16 protein-coding genes and 1 tRNA gene are annotated in these 16,936 nt (G+C 61.3%); 12 read left to right on the forward strand and 5 right to left on the reverse strand.

The annotated features are described in order from the left end of the window. Positions 1 to 239: 239 nt before the first annotated feature. Positions 240 to 1,391 carry a porin gene (locus tag NKI54_RS14205; RefSeq protein ID WP_352471037.1) on the reverse strand — a complete coding sequence of 384 codons (1,152 nt, stop codon included), beginning with the start codon at positions 1,389 to 1,391 and terminating at the stop codon, positions 240 to 242. 449 nt (positions 1,392 to 1,840) lie between these two features. Here NKI54_RS14205 and NKI54_RS14210 point away from each other — a divergent pair. The 4 genes from NKI54_RS14210 (at position 1,841) to NKI54_RS14225 (ending at position 4,871) form a co-directional block, all read left to right on the forward strand. Continuing rightward, a tRNA-Ser gene (locus tag NKI54_RS14210) sits at positions 1,841 to 1,931 on the forward strand. Between the two features lie 94 nt (positions 1,932 to 2,025). After that, entirely contained in the window at positions 2,026 to 2,277 is a 252-nt protein-coding gene (locus NKI54_RS14215) for a GIY-YIG nuclease family protein (RefSeq protein ID WP_352622533.1), read from the forward strand. A 97-nt stretch (positions 2,278 to 2,374) separates the two neighbouring features. After that, positions 2,375 to 3,571, forward strand: coding sequence for a porin (locus tag NKI54_RS14220; RefSeq protein ID WP_352622535.1), 1,197 nt, complete (start codon positions 2,375 to 2,377; stop codon positions 3,569 to 3,571). Between the two features lie 238 nt (positions 3,572 to 3,809). Further along, positions 3,810 to 4,871: a tyrosine-type recombinase/integrase gene (locus NKI54_RS14225; protein ID WP_023677783.1), complete on the forward strand. Its 1,062-nt coding sequence runs from the start codon at positions 3,810 to 3,812 to the stop codon at positions 4,869 to 4,871. Between the two features lie 265 nt (positions 4,872 to 5,136). Here the strand turns inward: NKI54_RS14225 and NKI54_RS14230 are convergent, their stop codons facing one another. Next, a complete protein-coding gene (locus NKI54_RS14230; RefSeq protein ID WP_352691784.1) occupies positions 5,137 to 6,030 on the reverse strand; it encodes an alpha/beta fold hydrolase in 894 nt (297 codons plus the stop codon). Positions 6,031 to 6,262: 232 nt separating this feature from the next. Then, on the reverse strand, positions 6,263 to 8,302 hold the full coding sequence (locus NKI54_RS14235) for a lytic transglycosylase domain-containing protein (RefSeq protein WP_352691830.1): 2,040 nt from the start codon (positions 8,300 to 8,302) through the stop codon (positions 6,263 to 6,265). Positions 8,303 to 8,629: 327 nt separating this feature from the next. Here NKI54_RS14235 and dapA point away from each other — a divergent pair, with 327 nt between their 5' ends. The 4 genes from dapA (at position 8,630) to NKI54_RS14255 (ending at position 11,480) form a co-directional block, all read left to right on the forward strand. Next, the gene (dapA, locus tag NKI54_RS14240; protein WP_352449009.1) at positions 8,630 to 9,511 is read left to right on the forward strand and encodes a 4-hydroxy-tetrahydrodipicolinate synthase; all 882 of its coding nucleotides are present in this window, start codon (positions 8,630 to 8,632) and stop codon (positions 9,509 to 9,511) included. A 25-nt stretch (positions 9,512 to 9,536) separates the two neighbouring features. Next, positions 9,537 to 10,016 carry an SsrA-binding protein SmpB gene (smpB, locus tag NKI54_RS14245; RefSeq protein WP_023768487.1) on the forward strand — a complete coding sequence of 160 codons (480 nt, stop codon included), beginning with the start codon at positions 9,537 to 9,539 and terminating at the stop codon, positions 10,014 to 10,016. A 106-nt stretch (positions 10,017 to 10,122) separates the two neighbouring features. Continuing rightward, complete coding sequence (locus NKI54_RS14250; protein WP_352691786.1) at positions 10,123 to 10,851, forward strand: GH25 family lysozyme; 729 nt, start codon at positions 10,123 to 10,125, stop codon at positions 10,849 to 10,851. A 107-nt stretch (positions 10,852 to 10,958) separates the two neighbouring features. Next, a complete protein-coding gene (locus tag NKI54_RS14255) occupies positions 10,959 to 11,480 on the forward strand; it encodes a hypothetical protein (protein ID WP_352622542.1) in 522 nt (173 codons plus the stop codon). A 30-nt stretch (positions 11,481 to 11,510) separates the two neighbouring features. Here NKI54_RS14255 and NKI54_RS14260 read toward each other — a convergent pair whose 3' ends face one another. Together NKI54_RS14260 and NKI54_RS14265 are read right to left on the reverse strand one after the other, a co-directional pair. Beyond that, on the reverse strand, positions 11,511 to 12,188 hold the full coding sequence (locus tag NKI54_RS14260; protein WP_245274739.1) for a uracil-DNA glycosylase: 678 nt from the start codon (positions 12,186 to 12,188) through the stop codon (positions 11,511 to 11,513). After that, entirely contained in the window at positions 12,185 to 12,766 is a 582-nt protein-coding gene (locus tag NKI54_RS14265; protein ID WP_023677774.1) for a LabA-like NYN domain-containing protein, read from the reverse strand. Before NKI54_RS14265 ends, NKI54_RS14260 begins: the two co-directional genes overlap by 4 nt. Before the next feature lie 278 nt (positions 12,767 to 13,044). On the opposite strand from NKI54_RS14265, the gene rpoZ reads away from it, so the two are divergent. From rpoZ to NKI54_RS14285, 4 genes are all read left to right on the forward strand, one after another. Beyond that, positions 13,045 to 13,446 (forward strand): DNA-directed RNA polymerase subunit omega, encoded by a 402-nt coding sequence (gene rpoZ / locus NKI54_RS14270; protein ID WP_023677773.1) that lies wholly within the window; start codon positions 13,045 to 13,047, stop codon positions 13,444 to 13,446. Between the two features lie 111 nt (positions 13,447 to 13,557). Then, positions 13,558 to 15,786 (forward strand): RelA/SpoT family protein, encoded by a 2,229-nt coding sequence (locus NKI54_RS14275; protein WP_023677772.1) that lies wholly within the window; start codon positions 13,558 to 13,560, stop codon positions 15,784 to 15,786. 102 nt (positions 15,787 to 15,888) lie between these two features. Beyond that, positions 15,889 to 16,467, forward strand: coding sequence for an orotate phosphoribosyltransferase (gene pyrE, locus NKI54_RS14280; protein ID WP_352449004.1), 579 nt, complete (start codon positions 15,889 to 15,891; stop codon positions 16,465 to 16,467). A gap of 13 nt (positions 16,468 to 16,480) precedes the next feature. Then, a complete protein-coding gene (locus NKI54_RS14285; RefSeq protein ID WP_352592010.1) occupies positions 16,481 to 16,861 on the forward strand; it encodes a VOC family protein in 381 nt (126 codons plus the stop codon). Positions 16,862 to 16,936 lie beyond the last annotated feature (75 nt).

The raw sequence follows: 16,936 nt of genomic DNA on the forward strand, positions 1-16,936 counted from the left end.
CGAGGTCGATCGTGACTTGCTGTCGAGATACATTGATCCGGTAAGCCAGCTCTTCAGATCGACCCAAGTTTTTCTTTTGCACGAACAAGCGTGCGGAGCGAGCATTGCATTCGACCAGCCCTGCGATCGGCTGCTCAGCAGCAGCCTGCATTATGCATCGAGCGTTGACAGCTGCGTCGCGCCGATACGAAAAACCCGGCGGTTGCCCGCCGGGTTCAATCTCAATCTAGCTCGGACTGTTAGAATGAGCGCTGGAAGCGGAGCATGCCGCCGACGCTGTCCTTGTCGTCGGCATTGGTCCAGTTGCGATCGTAGGCTTTGTCAAACTGACCGTCGCGGGCCCAATCGACTTCGGCAGTGATCGTGAGACCGGGAACGATATCGTAGGCAATGTTCGCGGCGACGCCGTAGTTTTTGTCATCGTCAGCCGACGCCTGGAGGTTGAACGAGGTCTTCTCGTTTATGGTGTAAGTGCCACCACCCCAGACTGCCCAGTTGCCGCCCCATTGCTTGTAGAAGTTGCGGTCGATGTTGTCGTCAGAGCCGTAGCCGGCCATGATGAACAGCGTCAGGTTCTGTATCGGCGTAACGTCGACGCGAACCTTGCCGGCCCACTCTTCCCAGGTGCTGTCATAGGCGGCGACACCGGTGATCGAGCCCCAGCCCTGTGTGTATTTGATACCGCCGACGACATACGGGACATAGCTGTCGATGGAATCATTGCCGCTGTTGCTGTCTTGGAAAATGCCAGGATCCGCAGCGGCACTGCCCGAACCGGTTTCCAACGAAGCCACGGCCGAGAAGCCGTTGCCGGCATCGAAGTAGTACTGGACGACATTGGTGTCGAAGCCGCCATAGGGGACCAGCGTATCCTGGATGACATTGCCGGCGTAGCCGATGAAGGTATCGAAGGCCGATTCGTCCTTGCCGACGCGCAGACCACCGAGCTGGACCCAGGCAAAGTTCAGCGAAACGCTCGTACCGCCATTGAAGTTGTCATCAAGGTAATCGTTGTGGTTACCCCAGTTGAAGCGCGTCTCGGTGTAGGTCTTCAAGGTGCCGAGCTCGGTTTCCTGGCCGGTCCAGGTCTTCAGCGTGAAGCGGGCGTGCTTGTAGTAGGTATCCTGCGAGTCGCCGTCCTGCTGATCGGTGGTCTTTGCACCGTCGAATGAGCCGACGTCGCCGATGCCGATGTCATAGCGGACGTAGCCGCCGATGCGCAGGCAGGTTTCGGTGCCGGGGATGTAGAAATAGCCAGCGCCGTAGACGTCGCAAATCTTGACGTATTCAGCGGGTTCCGGCTCGGCGACGACGACGGCGTCGGCGGCGCGCGCACCGGAAACTGCGATCAGTGCCGCAGCGGAGCCGAGAAGAAGGCTCTTGATGTTCATTTTCTGACCTCCAGTCAAAAGTTAAAAAACGGGTCTGGGTATTCTTTGCTGAAGGACAGCGTTCCCTGCCCCATCCCCACTACCGAAAAAGATGCGCACCGCGCCGCTCCTTCAAACCCGACATTACCCATGAGACGGCGGCGTTCAACCACGATCGTACCGGCAAAAGGTTTGTGTTGGCGCTATACCCCAGCGTTGTTGCACAAATGACACGATTTGGCCTCACTCCGAAAGCTCCCGTTAACCAACAGCCCTTCGCAAGCCGTAGCAAACGGCGGATTCCGGCGATGGTCGGCCTGAAATGTGACCATGGCCCGAGTCGCGAACCAGGGAATTGCCGCAGAATCGCCACATCGCCGGGCGGCGCTTTGGCGAAGGGTCGATTTTTCAAGGATAATAGCGCCAGCTTGTTGATTGTGCCGGCGCTTTTCTTTATCCACCGGCGCAACGGAGAGGTGGCCGAGTGGTCGAAGGCGCTCCCCTGCTAAGGGAGTAGAGGTCAAAAGCTTCTCGTGGGTTCGAATCCCATCCTCTCCGCCACCCTACGCCCTGCGGGCTTCGGGTGGCAGACCACCCGAAACCGCATTTTGGGCGTAGGGTGTCGCCCGAAGCTACGAAGTAGCGTAGGGGGACCATGTGGTACGTCTATTTTCTGCAACTCCGTAACGGCGATGTCTATGTCGGATCGATCAACGATCTTCGACGCCGTTTTGATTCGCACCGATCAGGCTATGTGACTTCGACTAAGGCTTATCTGGCTGCAATCTTGAAGGCCTACATCGGGGTTGAAACCGAGGCCAACGCACGGCAACTCGAGCGATATTTCAAGACCGGTTCGGGCAAGGCCTTTGCGAGTAAACGTTTTTGGCCGACAGAGCCTCGCTGACGGCCTTAGGACCTATCTATTTGAAATATAAATAAAAACGAACCCAACGAGTTGCTTTTCGCCGACCTCCGTCCCGATTCTGACTGGAGGTCAGAAAATGAACATCAAGAGCCTTCTTCTCGGCTCCGCTGCGGCACTGATCGCAGTTTCCGGTGCGCGCGCCGCCGACGCCGTCGTCGTCGCCGAGCCGGAACCCGCTGAATACGTCAAGATCTGCGACGTCTACGGCGCTGGCTACTACTACATCCCCGGCACCGAAATCTGCCTGCGCATCGGCGGCTATGTCCGCTATGACATCTCCGTGGGCCAGGCTGGCTCGTTCGACGGCGCCAGGTACCAGGACCTGTCGGATGCCTTGGATGGTGAAGACAACGTCAACGACGGCTATTACAAGCAGGCTCGCTTCACACTGAGGACCTACACCGGCCAGGAAACCGAGATGGGCACCTTGAAGACCTACACCGAGACCCGCTTCAACTGGGGAACCGGTTATCAAGACGTGCCTGGGTTCGACGAGCACTTTTCCAGGTTTGGTAGCAGAGGCGTTTCGCTGAATTTCGCCTGGATCCAGCTCGGTGGTCTTCGCGTCGGTAAGGACGAAACAGCCTTCAACACGTTCACCGGCTACGCCGGCAACGTCATCCAGGATACGATCGTTCCCTACGGCGGCTTCGACACCAATGTCGTCCAGTACTACTTCGATGCCGGCAACGGCTTCTCGGCCGTGGCTTCGTTGGAAACCGGTGAAGGCTTTATCCTTAACAGCGCCAATACTGCCACCACTCTCGGTCACGACTCGGTCGACAGCTATGTTCCGTATATCGTTGGCGGCGTGAAGTACACGCAGGGCTGGGGTTCCATCAGCGGTGTTGTTGCCTATGACAGCAGCCTGGAAGAATGGGCCGGCAAGGTTCGCCTCGACGTGACGCCGATGCAGAACCTGTCGCTGTTCCTGATGGCCGGCTACGGCTCTGACGACAATCTCCCGCGCAACTTCTACAAGCAGTGGGGCGGTAACTGGGCAGTCTGGGGTGGTGGCACCTACACCATCAACGAGAAGACCTCGTTCAACCTGCAGGCGTCGTATGACGAAGCCAAGGAAGCTGGCGTCGCGGCCAATATCGCCTACGATATCGTTCCCGGCATGACGATCACGGCCGAAGTGGACTGGGCTCATAACAGCCACCACATCGATAGCGACTCGCTGCCCGGTTATGAATACAACTGGACCGGCATCCCGGGCGACAAGAAAAACGCCGTTGGCGGCTTCCTCCGCTTCCAGCGCTCGTTCTAAGGGCTGGACTTAAGGCAAGTGAAATCCAGCCCGGGCGCCTTAACGCCCGGGCTGTTTTTGTTTTCGCGACTGGTCGCAAACAGAAGGAAAAGGGGGTTCGGTAGCTGAACAGGGTTGTGGAACGATGTCGTTGGGATCCGCCACTGGTGGATGAAATCGGCCGCAACGCTTAAAACTCTTGAAAGGGCACCGCCAAGCAGGTAGGTCTAGGCCTATCCACTCGGGGGTGTGGCGAATAATGACGAACGATGCGATTCAAGAGGGAGGAACCTCTGATCATTTTTCGATGTTTTCTTCTCAAACTGCAAAAATAAAATACAGTTACAACAAGATACGAGAAGTAAAGTCGCACAGGATCGGAGAACTTTTTTCAGCATACCGGGACATACTTTGGGATGACGGGCGGCATAAATACAATGTCAGCTCCTTCATCGGCGAAATAGACGAGATCCTCCTTGGGGAGCGTTTCAGCGCCTTTGACCAAAGCACCCTCGACAATCTTATCGGCACCTTGCGCCAGCGCGGCAACAGCAACGCAACCATCAACCGGAAGATGGCTGCCCTCAGCAAACTGCTGCGCAAGGCTCACAAGATGGGAGATATCCACAGCCTGCCCGAGTTCCGCCGCCAGAAGGAGCGGGCGGGACGGATTCGTTTCCTCGAAAGGGACGAGGAAGCCAGGCTGTTCGCCGCCATCAAGAGCCGCAGCGAGGACGCTTATCGGCTTTCCGTCTTTCTCGTCGACACCGGTTGCCGCCTCGGCGAAGCGCTGGGCTTGATCTGGAATGATATCCAGGAGCACCGCGTCAGTTTCTGGATCACCAAATCCGGCCGCAGCCGCACCATCCCGATGACCGAGCGGGTAAAAGAGGTGATCAAGCTGCCGGCCACCGAGGGCCGCCGGCCCAAAGGCCCGTTCACCAAGCTCAGCCAGGCGCAGTTTCGCGCCATCTGGAACGATGCCAAGGCCGAGGTCGGGCTTGGCGCCGACGATCAGGTCGTGCCGCACATATTGCGCCATACTTGCGCCTCGCGTCTCGTCCAGGGCGGCATCGACATCAGGCGCGTGCAGATGTGGCTCGGTCACCAGACGCTGTCGATGACCATGCGCTACGCCCATCTGGCCACCAACGACCTCGACGGCTGCGTCACTGTGCTGGAGACGCCGCGGTGCAGTGGCGCGGACAGTGGCGGCGCAAGCGCTTTGTCTGCTCATTCAGCGATGGATGAGCAGAAGAATAAGCCGGCTAAGAGCGAAAAGTCTCCGAAAACCGTGGTGAAAAGAGCAAAATCCCGGTAGTGTCGCCCATCTGGCTCGCGTACGGCTCTCCCTTCTCCCCTTGTGGGAGAAGGTGGCCGAGCGCAGCTCGGTCGGATGAGGGGTGTTCCAGGGAACGCCAACGCCTCATTTCTTCCAACACCCCTCAACCGTCTTGGCGCTACGCGCCAATCCACCTTCTCCCACAGGGGGAGAAGGGAAGAAACGTGGGCACCGACTTCGACAATCTGTCACCACTAAATAGGGTCCGTGTAAAGCTTTCAAGGTGGTTATTTGATCTTGAGCTTTACTTCCTGCCACCCCGCCGCTCCGCTCGATCGAAAAAACCAGCGATCCTGCCCGGCAGGATCCCGGACTCCAAAAACGGTGCATGCCCCTGGCCGTCGGCGGTGATCGTCTCGATATCGGTATGGCGCGTCCGCATCTGCTTGAGCGTTTCGGCGGACAGCAGCATCGAATTGGCGCCGCGTATGACGAGCATCGGGATGGCCGCCAGTGCGTCGAACTGCGGCCACAGATCGGGCAGCGGCCGGGTGAGGTCCAGGCCTGCCAGCGTGTCGACCAGTCTCGGATCGAAATCGGGCAAAAATCCCTCTTCGGTCTCGCGGTAGAGGGCTGACGCCATCCGCTCCCAATCCGCATCGGTCAGCGCCGAAAAATCCCCGCCATGGGTGCTGCGCAGGCCGCAGACCACCTCCTGGTACGTCTTCGGCCTTGGCGCGAGGTCGAGATAGGAGCGGATATGGGCGAGACCTTGCGCCTCGATCACCGGGCCGATGTCGTTGAGAACGACGGCCTTCAGCACGGCCGGCCGCATCGCCCCGAGCACATGGATGATCAGTCCGCCGCGCGAGGTGCCGATGAAGGCTGCCTCGTCGACGCCAAGTGCAGCCAGCCCGGCGAGAATATCCCCCGCTTCGATGCCGATATTGTAATGGCCGATATCGGCATCGTAGGCGGACTGCCCGCGCCCGCGATAATCGAAGGCGACAACCCTGCGCTTCGCCTGCGTCGACAGATAAAGCGCCAGCTCGTGGAAATCACGGCAATTGCGGGTCAGGCCGGGCAGGCAAACGACTGGCCAGCGGCCGGAATTCGCTTCGCCGTAGATGCGGGCGTGCAGGGACAGCCCGTCCGGCGCGGCGTAGAAGAAATCGGAGAAGCCTTCGTCGTTTGGCATGTACACTCGATTCCGTGCTGCTGTCAGATCGTTTGCGACTGCTACAGGCGAGGGCAGGGGCGGTCAAATCGGGGGCTCTTCCTTCTCTCCTTGTGGGAGAAGGTGGATCGGCGCGTTAGCGCCGAGACGGTTGGGGGGAGGGTGGACGGACGCTGTCGGAACCAAGCTGGAGCACCCCTCATCCGACCGAGCTTCGCTCGGCCACCTTCTCCCACAAAGGGAGAAGGAAAGGCTAACCCCGGCCGTTCACCAGATCCCCGACAATGTCGTATTTGCCGGAGATACGCATCTTGTAGACCTCGTAGTTCTCCATCACGCGCTGGACGTAACTTCTTGTTTCCGTATAGGGAATCCGCTCGATCCAGTCGACGATGGCATCGATGTCCTTGCCGCGCGGATCGCCGTATTTCGCCACCCACTGGGCGGCGCGGGTGGGGCCGGCATTGTAGCCGGCGAAGGTCAGCACGTAGGAGCCGTCGAAGCGGCCGAGCTGCTCGCCGAGAAAGGCAGCGCCCAGCGTTGCGTTGTAGCCGGCATCGGTGGTCAGCCGGGCCTGCGAGAAAGTCATGCCGGCCTTCTTCGCCAATTGCTTGGCCGTGCCTGGCATCAGCTGCAGCAGTCCTCGCGCGCCGGCGCTGGAGACGGCGCCGATATTGAACTCGCTTTCCTGACGGGCAATCGCATAGGCCAGCGCCTTGCCCGAGCCGGAAATGTTGGCGGTGTCGGGAATGACGCCGAGCGGATGCGACAGCGCGCCGACGTCGATGCCACGTGCGCCGGCGATCTTGCCGACCTTCAGCGCCATGAAATGGTTGCCTTGTCTTTCCGCCAGCATCGCAAGCAGCGCCAGTTCGCCGGGGCTGCTCAACTGCCCGGCAAGGTCGCGGTAGAGGGTTTCGGCATAGCGGTCATAGCCTGCCTGCTGCAGCCGCTCGATGGCGCTGACCGCCTCGCGGGTGGCAAAATTCTGGCGATCGGCGGCACTTGGCTGCGGGTAGACGATGTTGAGGGTCTGCCGGCCGACACGCTCGCCGGCGAGCTGGCCGTAAAAGGTCGTGCCGTAGCTGGCGGCACGGCTGAAATAATCCTTGGCACTGCCGGGACCGCCGACCTCGGCGGCACGGCCGAGCCAGTAATAGGCGCGCGACAGCGACATCGGCCCTTGGGCGAGCTCCGCGATTTGCGCAAAATGCTTGGCGGCGGTGCTCGGGTCGTTGAGGCCGCGCAGCGCGTACCAGCCTGCATGGAATTCCGCCTCGGCAGCATTGGCGGGACTTTCGGCGGCATGCGCGGCGACTATTCTGTAGGCGGTCTTCATGTCGCCCTGGTCGACCAGCTCGCGCGACAGCACCCGGCGTTCGACCCACCAGGCGTCCGGATCGACCAGCGCGTCGCGGTCGCCCGGCGCCTTCAGCACCAGCGCGGCGGCGTCGGAAAATTTCTGTTGCTTGCGCAGATATTCGGCTTCGGCAAAGAGATAGCCGGCCGCCCGCTGCGCTGCCGGCACCGCCTTCAGCAGCATGGCCGCGTTCTTGTCGCCTTTGGTGACTGCCGCCCAGGCATCGGCCAATTGCTGGGCGCCGGCGAGACCGGCGACGCGCAGCGCCGAAGCGACCCGATCGGCATAAAACATGCGCTCCATGCGGAAGCGATGGTCGGCGGCCGGGATCAGCGCGCCGAACTCGCGGATGACCGCCGCCTCGTCTCTGGCTTCGAGCTTTTCGGTGCGCCAGAATGGCGACAGCACCGAGCGCGCCGCCTTGGTATTGCCTAGCGCTACATAGGAGCGCGCAAGGATCACCACGCCCTCGAAGGTCAGCGGCTGGCTGCCGTCGAACGCCCGCACCACGACCTGCGGCGTGGGATTCTCGCGATAGAGCGCGCGCTCGCTGTTCCTGCGCAAGGCGATCGTGCCCGGCCAGTTCGGCAGCATCTTTGCCGCATCGGCGATGTCGCCGCTCGGCACCTGGTCGCCGCCATAGAGCGCAATCGCCCAGGCAAGGATGTGCCGATCGAGCGATTTGGCCGGCAGCGCTTCGCGCACCTGGCGCGCGCGCTGAATGTCGTTTGCCGCCAGCGCATCGAGACCGCTCTTCAGCGCCGCGACGCTGGCGGATGGCGAAGGGGACTGCTGCAGTGCATCGTTCTGCGGCTCCGTCATCGGGATCGCCGACGTGACCTGCCCATCGACGCTGCCGCCGACCGCCGCGCCGGGGATCAGCACAACGATCGCGCCGAGAAGCGCGAAAAGATGAGGCCGCCTGGTCGGCATGGATTTGGTCATTTCCTATTCTTCGATGCTACCACTGGCACAGATGAACTGCAGTCTATTCGTCTGTGATGAAGGGCCCGTAAAGAAAACCTTATCGAGGTCGTTCGAATTGCAATTGCTGGCGCAATGCTTGCCGCGCAACAATGTCGAGACTATGGTGCGCCGCTTCGCTTTCGGCTAGAAGGCGCGCACGACAAACACCTACAGCGCCGCGCGTCTTCTCAGACGCGCAAAGGACGCTGTAGCAATTTAAATTTGGCGCATGATCCTTTCCGAAATCGACTGCGATTTTCGGGGTCATGCGCTAGTCCCAAGGAGTTGGACGACATGCTAAGAGGCTCGCTGACCGCGCTCGTCACACCGTTCGAAAAGAGCGGCCGTTTCGACGAGAAAGCCTTTCGCGCGTTCATCGCCTGGCAGATCGCCGAAGGCACGACGGGCGTGGTCCCGGTCGGCACCACCGGCGAGTCGCCGACGCTGTCGCATGACGAGCACCGCCAAGTCGTCAAGGTTTGCATCGAGGTCGCCAAAGGCCGGGTTCCGGTCGTCGCCGGCGCCGGCTCCAACAACACCGATGAGGCAGTCGGCCTGGTCCAGTATGCCGAGAAGGCGGGCGCCGACGCGGCCCTTGTCGTCACGCCCTATTACAACAGACCGACGCAGCGCGGCCTCTATGCGCATTTCGCCGCCGTCGCCAAGGCAACCAGCCTGCCGATCATCATCTACAACATTCCGCCGCGCTCGGTGGTCGACATGAGCCCCGAGACGATGGGCCAGTTGGTGCATGACTTCAAGAACATCGTCGGCGTCAAGGATGCCACCGGCAAGGTCGAGCGGGTTTCGGAGCAGCGCGCCACCTGTGGCAAGGATTTCATCCAGCTCTCCGGCGAAGACGCCTCGGCGCTCGGCTTCAACGCGCATGGCGGCGTCGGTTGCATCTCGGTGACGGCAAATGTCGCGCCCAGGCTTTGCGCTGAATTCCAGGAGGCAACGCTTTCCGGTGACTGCGCCAAGGCGCTCGACCTGCAGGACCGTCTGTTGCCGCTGCACAAGGCGATTTTCATGGAGCCCGGCGTTTCCGGCGCGAAATATGCGCTGTCGAAGCTGGGCAAGGTCGAGAACGTGCTGCGCTCGCCGCTAATGACGGTCGAGCCGTCGACCGCCGAGAAGATCGACGCGGCGATGAAGCACGCCGGCTTGATAAACTAGGGACGAGGCGCCACCTCTCCGCATCATGAATCAAGTCAGAAAAGCCGATCCCAACAACAAGACCGTTGCGGAAAACCGCAAGGCGCGGTTTTCCTATGAGGTGCTCGACACGATCGAGGCCGGCCTGGTGCTGACCGGTACGGAAGTGAAATCGCTGCGCCAGGGCCAGGCCAATATCCAGGACAGCTACGCCTCGGTCGAGGGCGGCGAGATCTGGCTGATCAACTCCTATTTGCCGGAGTATCTGCAGGCCAACCGCTTCAACCATGAGCCGCGCCGCCGCCGCAAACTGCTGCTCAACAAGCGCGAGATGGCCAAGCTGGCGCAAAGCGTCGACCGCGAAGGCATGACGCTGGTGCCGCTGAAGATCTACTTCAACGACCAAGGCCGTGCCAAGCTGCTGCTCGCCGTTGGCCGCGGCAAGAAGCTGCACGACAAGCGCGAGACCGAAAAGCAGCGCGACTGGTCGCGCGAGAAGGGCCGGCTGCTGAAAGAGCGAGGGTGAGGGGCGGTCCGCGAAGCGGAAAAAAAGCCAGCGATTTGGCTTTTCGAGCGACGAACGCCCGGAGCCATAGCGGCGGGCAGGGCGGACCAAAAGGGATAGGTCTCGTTTGAAAAACCGGATCGTCTTATGGGGCGCGGCCGGTCTGCTCGTGGCGGGCCTCGTTCTGGCCGGCGGCTATACCTACTTCCAGACGTTTTCTCCGGATCGCGGCAAATATCCGGTCAGGGGCATCGACGTCTGCCATCATCAGCGGCAGATCGACTGGCGGCGTGTTGCCGCCGACGATGTCGCCTTCGCCGTGATCAAGGCGACGGAAGGCGGCGATCATGTCGACGATGCCTTCGCCGCCAATTTGCGCGCGGCCCGCGCCGCCGGTCTTGCCGTCGGTGCCTATCATTTCTTCACCTTCTGCAGACCGGGTGCCGATCAGGCACGCAACTTCATCTCGGTGGTGCCGCACGATCAGCCTTTGCTGCCGCCGGTGGTAGACATCGAGTTCGGCGGCAATTGCCCGCAGCGGCCAACTCCCGAACAGCTGAGCGCCGAACTCTCCGCCTTCCTCGGCCCGGTCGAGGCGGCGTTCGGCAAGACGGCGATCCTCTATGTGACCGACGAGGCGGCGCAAGCCTATGCCGGGCAGCTAGCCAGCCGCCCGCGCTGGCTGCGTTCGCTGGCGCTGCGGCCGGGCCATGACAACTGGATCTACTGGCAGTATCACAACCGGGGCCGCGTCGACGGCATCAGCGGCGACGTCGACCTGAATGTTCTCCAGGGCGGACCTGCGACGCTGGCCGCATTGTTTGCCGCAGCGCCTGAAGCGACGGCGTCGGATTGACGCTATTCCTGTCCACCAAAACACCCTCGATGGCCCGAAGACAGAGCGACGAAGCGTTCCCCATGTGGCTATTCATATCGCAGGCGACGCCGTGCTAAGTACATTTGATGCCGGAGCGCCCTTCATCAACCAATGACAGCAACGCCCCGCCTGCTGCGACGGACGGCGGCGACCCCCGCCTGGCATTTGTCTATGCGGAGGCGGTGCGTGGCCTCCAGCACCAGCAGGGCGTGGTTGAAAGTCTCAATACGCGCGCCGGCAATCTGATCTTCGCAACCGCGTTCGCGAGTTCTCTCCTCGGAGGCAGGGCGCTCCTGGATGGCGTGGGGCCTTGGGACTGGCTGGCGCTGACATTGCTTTTTCTTATCGGGCTGCTGGTCGCGATTATGGTGTGGCCGTATTATAACTATACGTTCCGTTTCGATCCAGAGAAGCTGCTCCAGGACTTCGTCGATCAGCACCCTCCCGCAACCCTGGACGGGATGCACCGAGCGCTTGCGCTGCGCATCAAATCCGACATGGCCAGCAATTGGCGGATCATCCAACGCCTGCGCGTCGCGCTGCAGCTTGCACTGTTTCTGTGGTTGCTGGATCTCCCGGCCTGGTTGTTCGCGATCGCCCGAATCTAGGGCTCGTGCCCTGGCGGGCGTCGCCCGACTCTATGTCTTCAGAAAAGCTTCTATCTGACTGAAGACGTTGACGAACATCGCTTCCGTCAACACGCCGGTATTGGTGTTGTAGCGCGAGCAATGATAGCTGGAAAACAGCGTGATGCCATTGGCCTGCTGCTGCCCACCATGCCGGAACGGATAGGCTGCAACGCGTTGGCCGAGCGCCCGCACGGTCGACTGGTGCGCGATCGAGCCAAGCGCCAGCACAGCGCGCAGATTTGGAAATCGCGCGATCGTCGGCACCAGGAACGTCCGGCAGGTCGCTATCTCGGCGCCAACCGGCTTGTTGTCCGGCGGCACGCAGCGCACCGCATTGGTAATCGCCGTACCGACAAGCTCCAGCCCGTCATCCGGTCGCGCTTTGAATTCGCCGCGCGCAAAGCCGTGCGCGATCAGCGTGTTGTAGAGCAGGTCGCCGGCAAAATCGCCGGTGAAGGGGCGCCCCGTCCGGTTCGCCCCGCGCAGTCCAGGCGCCAGCCCGACGATCAGCAGACGCACTGCATCCTCGCCTTCCGGCGGCAAAAAGGTCGGCACCGGCGCGTTGAACCAGGACGGCTCGCGCCGTCGCCACTCGGCGATGAAGTCGTGCAACCGCGGGCAGAGCGGGCAATCGCGATCGGGTTCGGGGGAGACGACCAGGGGCGCGGTCAAGGCAACGACCGTCAATAGTCTTCCTCGTCGACTTCGGCCGGTTCGGGCCGGCGCACCGGCCGCTCCGACGGATCGCGGCCGACTTCATTCTTAAGCGTCATCAAGTCGATGAAATGGTCGGCCTGGCGGCGCAGATCGTCGGAGATCATCGGCGGCTGCGAAGCCATGGTCGAGACGATCGACACCTTGCGCCCGCGCCGCTGCAGCGCCTCGACCAGCGTGCGGAAATCGCCGTCGCCCGAAAAGATGACATAATGGTCGACGACATCGGCAAGCTCGAGCGCATCGACGGTCAGCTCGATATCCATATTGCCCTTAATCTTGCGCCGGCCGGTCGAGTCGGTGAATTCCTTGGCCGGTTTGGTCACCACCTTGAAGCCGTTATAGTCGAGCCAGTCGATCAGCGGCCGTATCGAGGAGTATTCCTGATCCTCGACCAGCGCGGTGTAGTAATAAGCGCGCAGCAGATAGCCGCGTTTCTGGAAGCTCGCCAGAAGTTTGCGGTAATCGATGTCAAAGCCCAGCGCGCGCGAGGTGGCGTAGAGATTGGCACCGTCGATAAAGAGAGCGATTTTTTCACGAGGATCAAACATGGAAAATGTCCTTTTTCGAAATAAGCGGTCGTCTAAATGCGTGGCGACTATCGGCCGGTCTGATAATAGACCTGTTGGCCTTCATCGTTCGAGATAACGCCAGTTTTACGGCAATCCAAGGCACCATGCCGCACCGCAAGCAATTGTGATCGGCGCTGTGTCGTCGCAGGCGGCCCGCGTCAGAGCTGCGCACCGCCATAAAAGCTTGTATTTTGGCAGCGTTCAGGTTATGGACCGCGCCTGTTTTCCATCAAATCCAGGCATGAAAGGGGCAACTCATGGCCCGCGTAACCGTTGAAGATTGCATCGACAAGGTCGACAACCGCTTCGAGCTGGTGCTCTTGGCCGGCCACCGCGCCCGTCAGATCAGCCAGGGCGCGCAGATCACCGTACCGCGCGACAACGACAAGAACCCGGTCGTTGCGCTCCGCGAAATCGCCGAAGAGACGCTGTCGCCGGACGACCTCAAGGAAGATCTCATCCATTCGCTGCAGAAGCATGTCGAGGTCGATGAGCCGGAAGCCGATGGCGAGGCGATTGCCGACCAGACCGGCAGCGCCGTTGCAGCCACCGATGCCGACGACGCCGAGGACAACGTCACCTTCGATCGCATGACCGAAGAAGACCTGTTGGCCGGCATCGAAGGCCTGGTGCCGCCGGAAAAAAGCGACGATTATTGATCTTAGCGACAACTGCCGACACTTTCGCGTCGGCAGTTTCGTGGCTATCTATGACATGCGCCGTACGCCAGTGCGGCGCATGATTCATTTCAGCATTGCGAGATCCCGGCCATGATGCGTCAGTATGAGCTTGTCGAGCGCGTGCAGCGCTACAAGCCTGACGTCAACGAGGCGCTGCTCAACAAGGCCTATGTTTACGCCATGCAGAAGCATGGCCACCAGAAACGCGCCTCCGGCGACCCGTATTTCTCGCATCCGCTCGAAGTCGCCGCCATCCTCACCGAAATGCACATGGACGAGGCGACGATCGCCGTTGCCTTGCTGCACGACACGATCGAGGACACCACGGCGACCAGGGCCGAGATCGACGAATTGTTCGGCCCGGAAATGGGCAAGCTGGTCGAGGGCCTGACCAAGCTGAAGAAGCTCGACCTCGTCTCGAAGAAGGCCGAGCAGGCGGAGAACCTGCGCAAGCTGTTGCTGGCGATCTCGGAAGACGTGCGCGTGCTTCTGGTCAAGCTCGCCGACCGCCTGCACAATATGCGCACGCTCGACCATGTGCCGGAAGCCAAGCGCCTGCGCATCGCCGAAGAGACGATGGACATCTACGCGCCGCTGGCTGGTCGCATGGGCATGCAAGGCATGCGCGAGGAGCTGGAGGAGATTGCCTTCCGCTTCATCAATCCGGAAGCCTACCGCGCCGTCACCGCACGGCTGGCCGAAATCTTCGAGCGCAACAAGGGCGTGCTGTCGGAGATCGAGAAGGCGCTCTCCACGCTGTTCGACAAATATTCGATCAAGGCCGAGGTCAAGAGCCGGCAGAAGAAGCCGTGGTCGGTATTCCGCAAGATGGAGGCCAAGGCGCTGTCGTTCGAGCAGCTGTCCGACATTTTCGGCTTCCGCGTCGTTGTCGAGACGGTCGAGGACTGTTACCGCGCGCTCGGCGCCATCCACACCACCTGGTCGATGGTGCCCGGCCGCTTCAAGGATTACATCTCGACGCCGAAGCAGAACGACTACCGCTCGATCCACACCACCATCGTCGGCCCGTCGCGCCAGCGCGTCGAATTGCAGATCCGCACCTATCAAATGAACAAGATCGCCGAATACGGCGTCGCGGCTCATTCGATCTATAAGGATACCGGTGGCAAGATGAATGGTGCCGCCCATGCGATCTCGAAGGAAACCAATGCCTATGCCTGGCTGCGGCGCACCATCGAGCAGCTTGCCGAAGGCGACAATCCCGAGGACTTCCTCGAAAACACCAAGCTGGAACTGTTTCAGGACCAGGTATTCTGCTTCACGCCGAAGGGCATGCTGATCGCGCTGCCGCGCGGCGCCACGCCGATCGACTTTGCCTATGCCGTCCACACCGACGTCGGCGACACTTGCGTCGGCGCCAAGGTCAATGGCCGCATCATGCCGCTGATGACGGAGCTGAAGAACGGCGACGAGGTCGAGATCATCCGCTCGAAGGCGCAGGTCCCGCCGGCGGCGTGGGAATCGGTGGTCGTTACCGGCAAGGCACGCTCGGCCATCCGCCGCGCCACCAAGAACGCCATTCGCAAGCAATATTCGGGTCTCGGTATCCGCATTCTGGAGCGCGCCTTCGAACGCTCTGGCAAGACCTTCACCAAAGAAAGCCTGAAGCCGGTGCTGCACCGGCTGGCGCGCAAGGACATCGAGGATGTACTGGCCGCGGTCGGCCGAGGCGAACTTGCCTCCACCGATGTCATGAAGGCGGTGTTTCCCGACTACAAGGACGAGCGTGTCACGCTGGTCGCGCCCAAGCAGCGCGAGGAGGGCTGGTCGAAGATCCGCAACGCCGCCGGCATGCTGTTCCAGATTCCGGGCCGCGCCGCACGCAAGGACAAGAACCAGCCGCGAGACGATGCAGTGCCGATCCGCGGCGTGCGCGGCGATCTGCCGGTGCGCTTCGCGCCGGAGGGGGCAGTGCCAGGCGATCGCATCGTCGGCATCGTGCAGCCGGGAACCGGTATCACCATCTATCCGATCCAGTCGCCGGCGCTGCAGGCCTTTGACGACCAGCCCGAGCGCTGGATCGACGTGCGCTGGGATATTGACGAGCGCACCAAGGAGCGGTTCCCGGCGCGCGTCTCGGTCACCGCCATCAACGCGCCGGGTTCGCTGGCCGACATTGCACAGGTCGTCGCATCCAACGACGCCAACATCCACACTCTGTCGATGGTGCGCACCGCGCCCGATTTCACCGAAATGCTGATCGATCTTGAAGTGTGGGACCTCAAGCACTTGAACCGGCTGCTGTCGCAGCTAAAGGACAATTCGAGCGTCAGCGATGCAAGGCGCGTGAATGGGTGAATAGCGAATAGTGAATAGTGAATAGTGAATAGTGAATAGTGAAAGAGGGTGCTCTCACTACCCTACTACCATTCACCATTCACCATGGACATGGAGTGAACGATGAACACCGATGAAGTGCTGGGCATTTTCCGCGAGGCCGGCGCCGTTCTCGAAGGGCATTTCATCCTGACGTCGGGCCTGCGCAGCCCGGTCTTCCTGCAGAAGGCGCGCGTTTTCATGCATGCCGACAAGACCGAGCGCTTGTGCAAGGCGCTCGCCGAAAAGATCCGCACTGGCGTGCCCGGCAGGATCGACTACGTCGTCGGCCCGGCGATCGGCGGGCTGATCCCGGCCTATGAGACCTCGCGCCATCTTGGTGCGCCGGCGATCTGGGTCGAGCGGGAAGGGGGCGAATTCAGGCTGCGCCGCTTCGAGATCGCCAAGGGATCGCGCGTCGTCATTGTCGAGGACATCGTCACCACCGGCCTGTCGATCCGCGAGACCATCGACTGCCTGCGCGGCCTTGGCGCCGAAGTCGTTGCCGCCGCATGCATCATCGACCGCTCGGCCGGCAAGACCGATGTCGGCGTGCCGCTGATCGCGCTCGCCGAATATGAAGTTCCGGCCTATCCAGCCGACATGCTGCCGCCCGAACTCGCCGCCATACCGGCGATCAAGCCGGGCAGCCGCAATATATGACTGAGACGCTGCCGTGATTGCCGGCATCGATCATTTCGTGCTGACAGTTCGTTCGGTGGACGATACCTGCGCCTTCTATCAGCGCGTGCTTGGCTTCGAGCGCCTCGACGAGCCGGATCGACCAACGGCGCTGCTGTTTGGAACGCAAAAGATCAATGTGCATGAGGTCGGGCGTACCTTCGAGCCGAAGGCCAAGGCGCCGACGCCGGGCTCCGGAGATTTCTGCTTGATTGCTGCCCGGCCGCTCGCCGAGATATGTGCCAACCTCGCCGCCAATGGTGTGGTGATAGAGGTCGGCCCGGTCGAGCGTGCCGGCGCTCGTGGCGCGATAATGTCGGTCTATTTTCGTGACCCGGACGGCAACCTCGTCGAGGTCAGCGAATATCGATCCTAAGCGACGCTCCTTAAATTCGCCGCGATCATACCCTGTTCAGAACGGCGATACCCAAGGCTGGCGCGACCGGCCACC

It is taken from the genome of Mesorhizobium sp. M0663, from assembly GCF_040320585.1.
GTDB lineage: Bacteria > Pseudomonadota > Alphaproteobacteria > Rhizobiales > Rhizobiaceae > Mesorhizobium.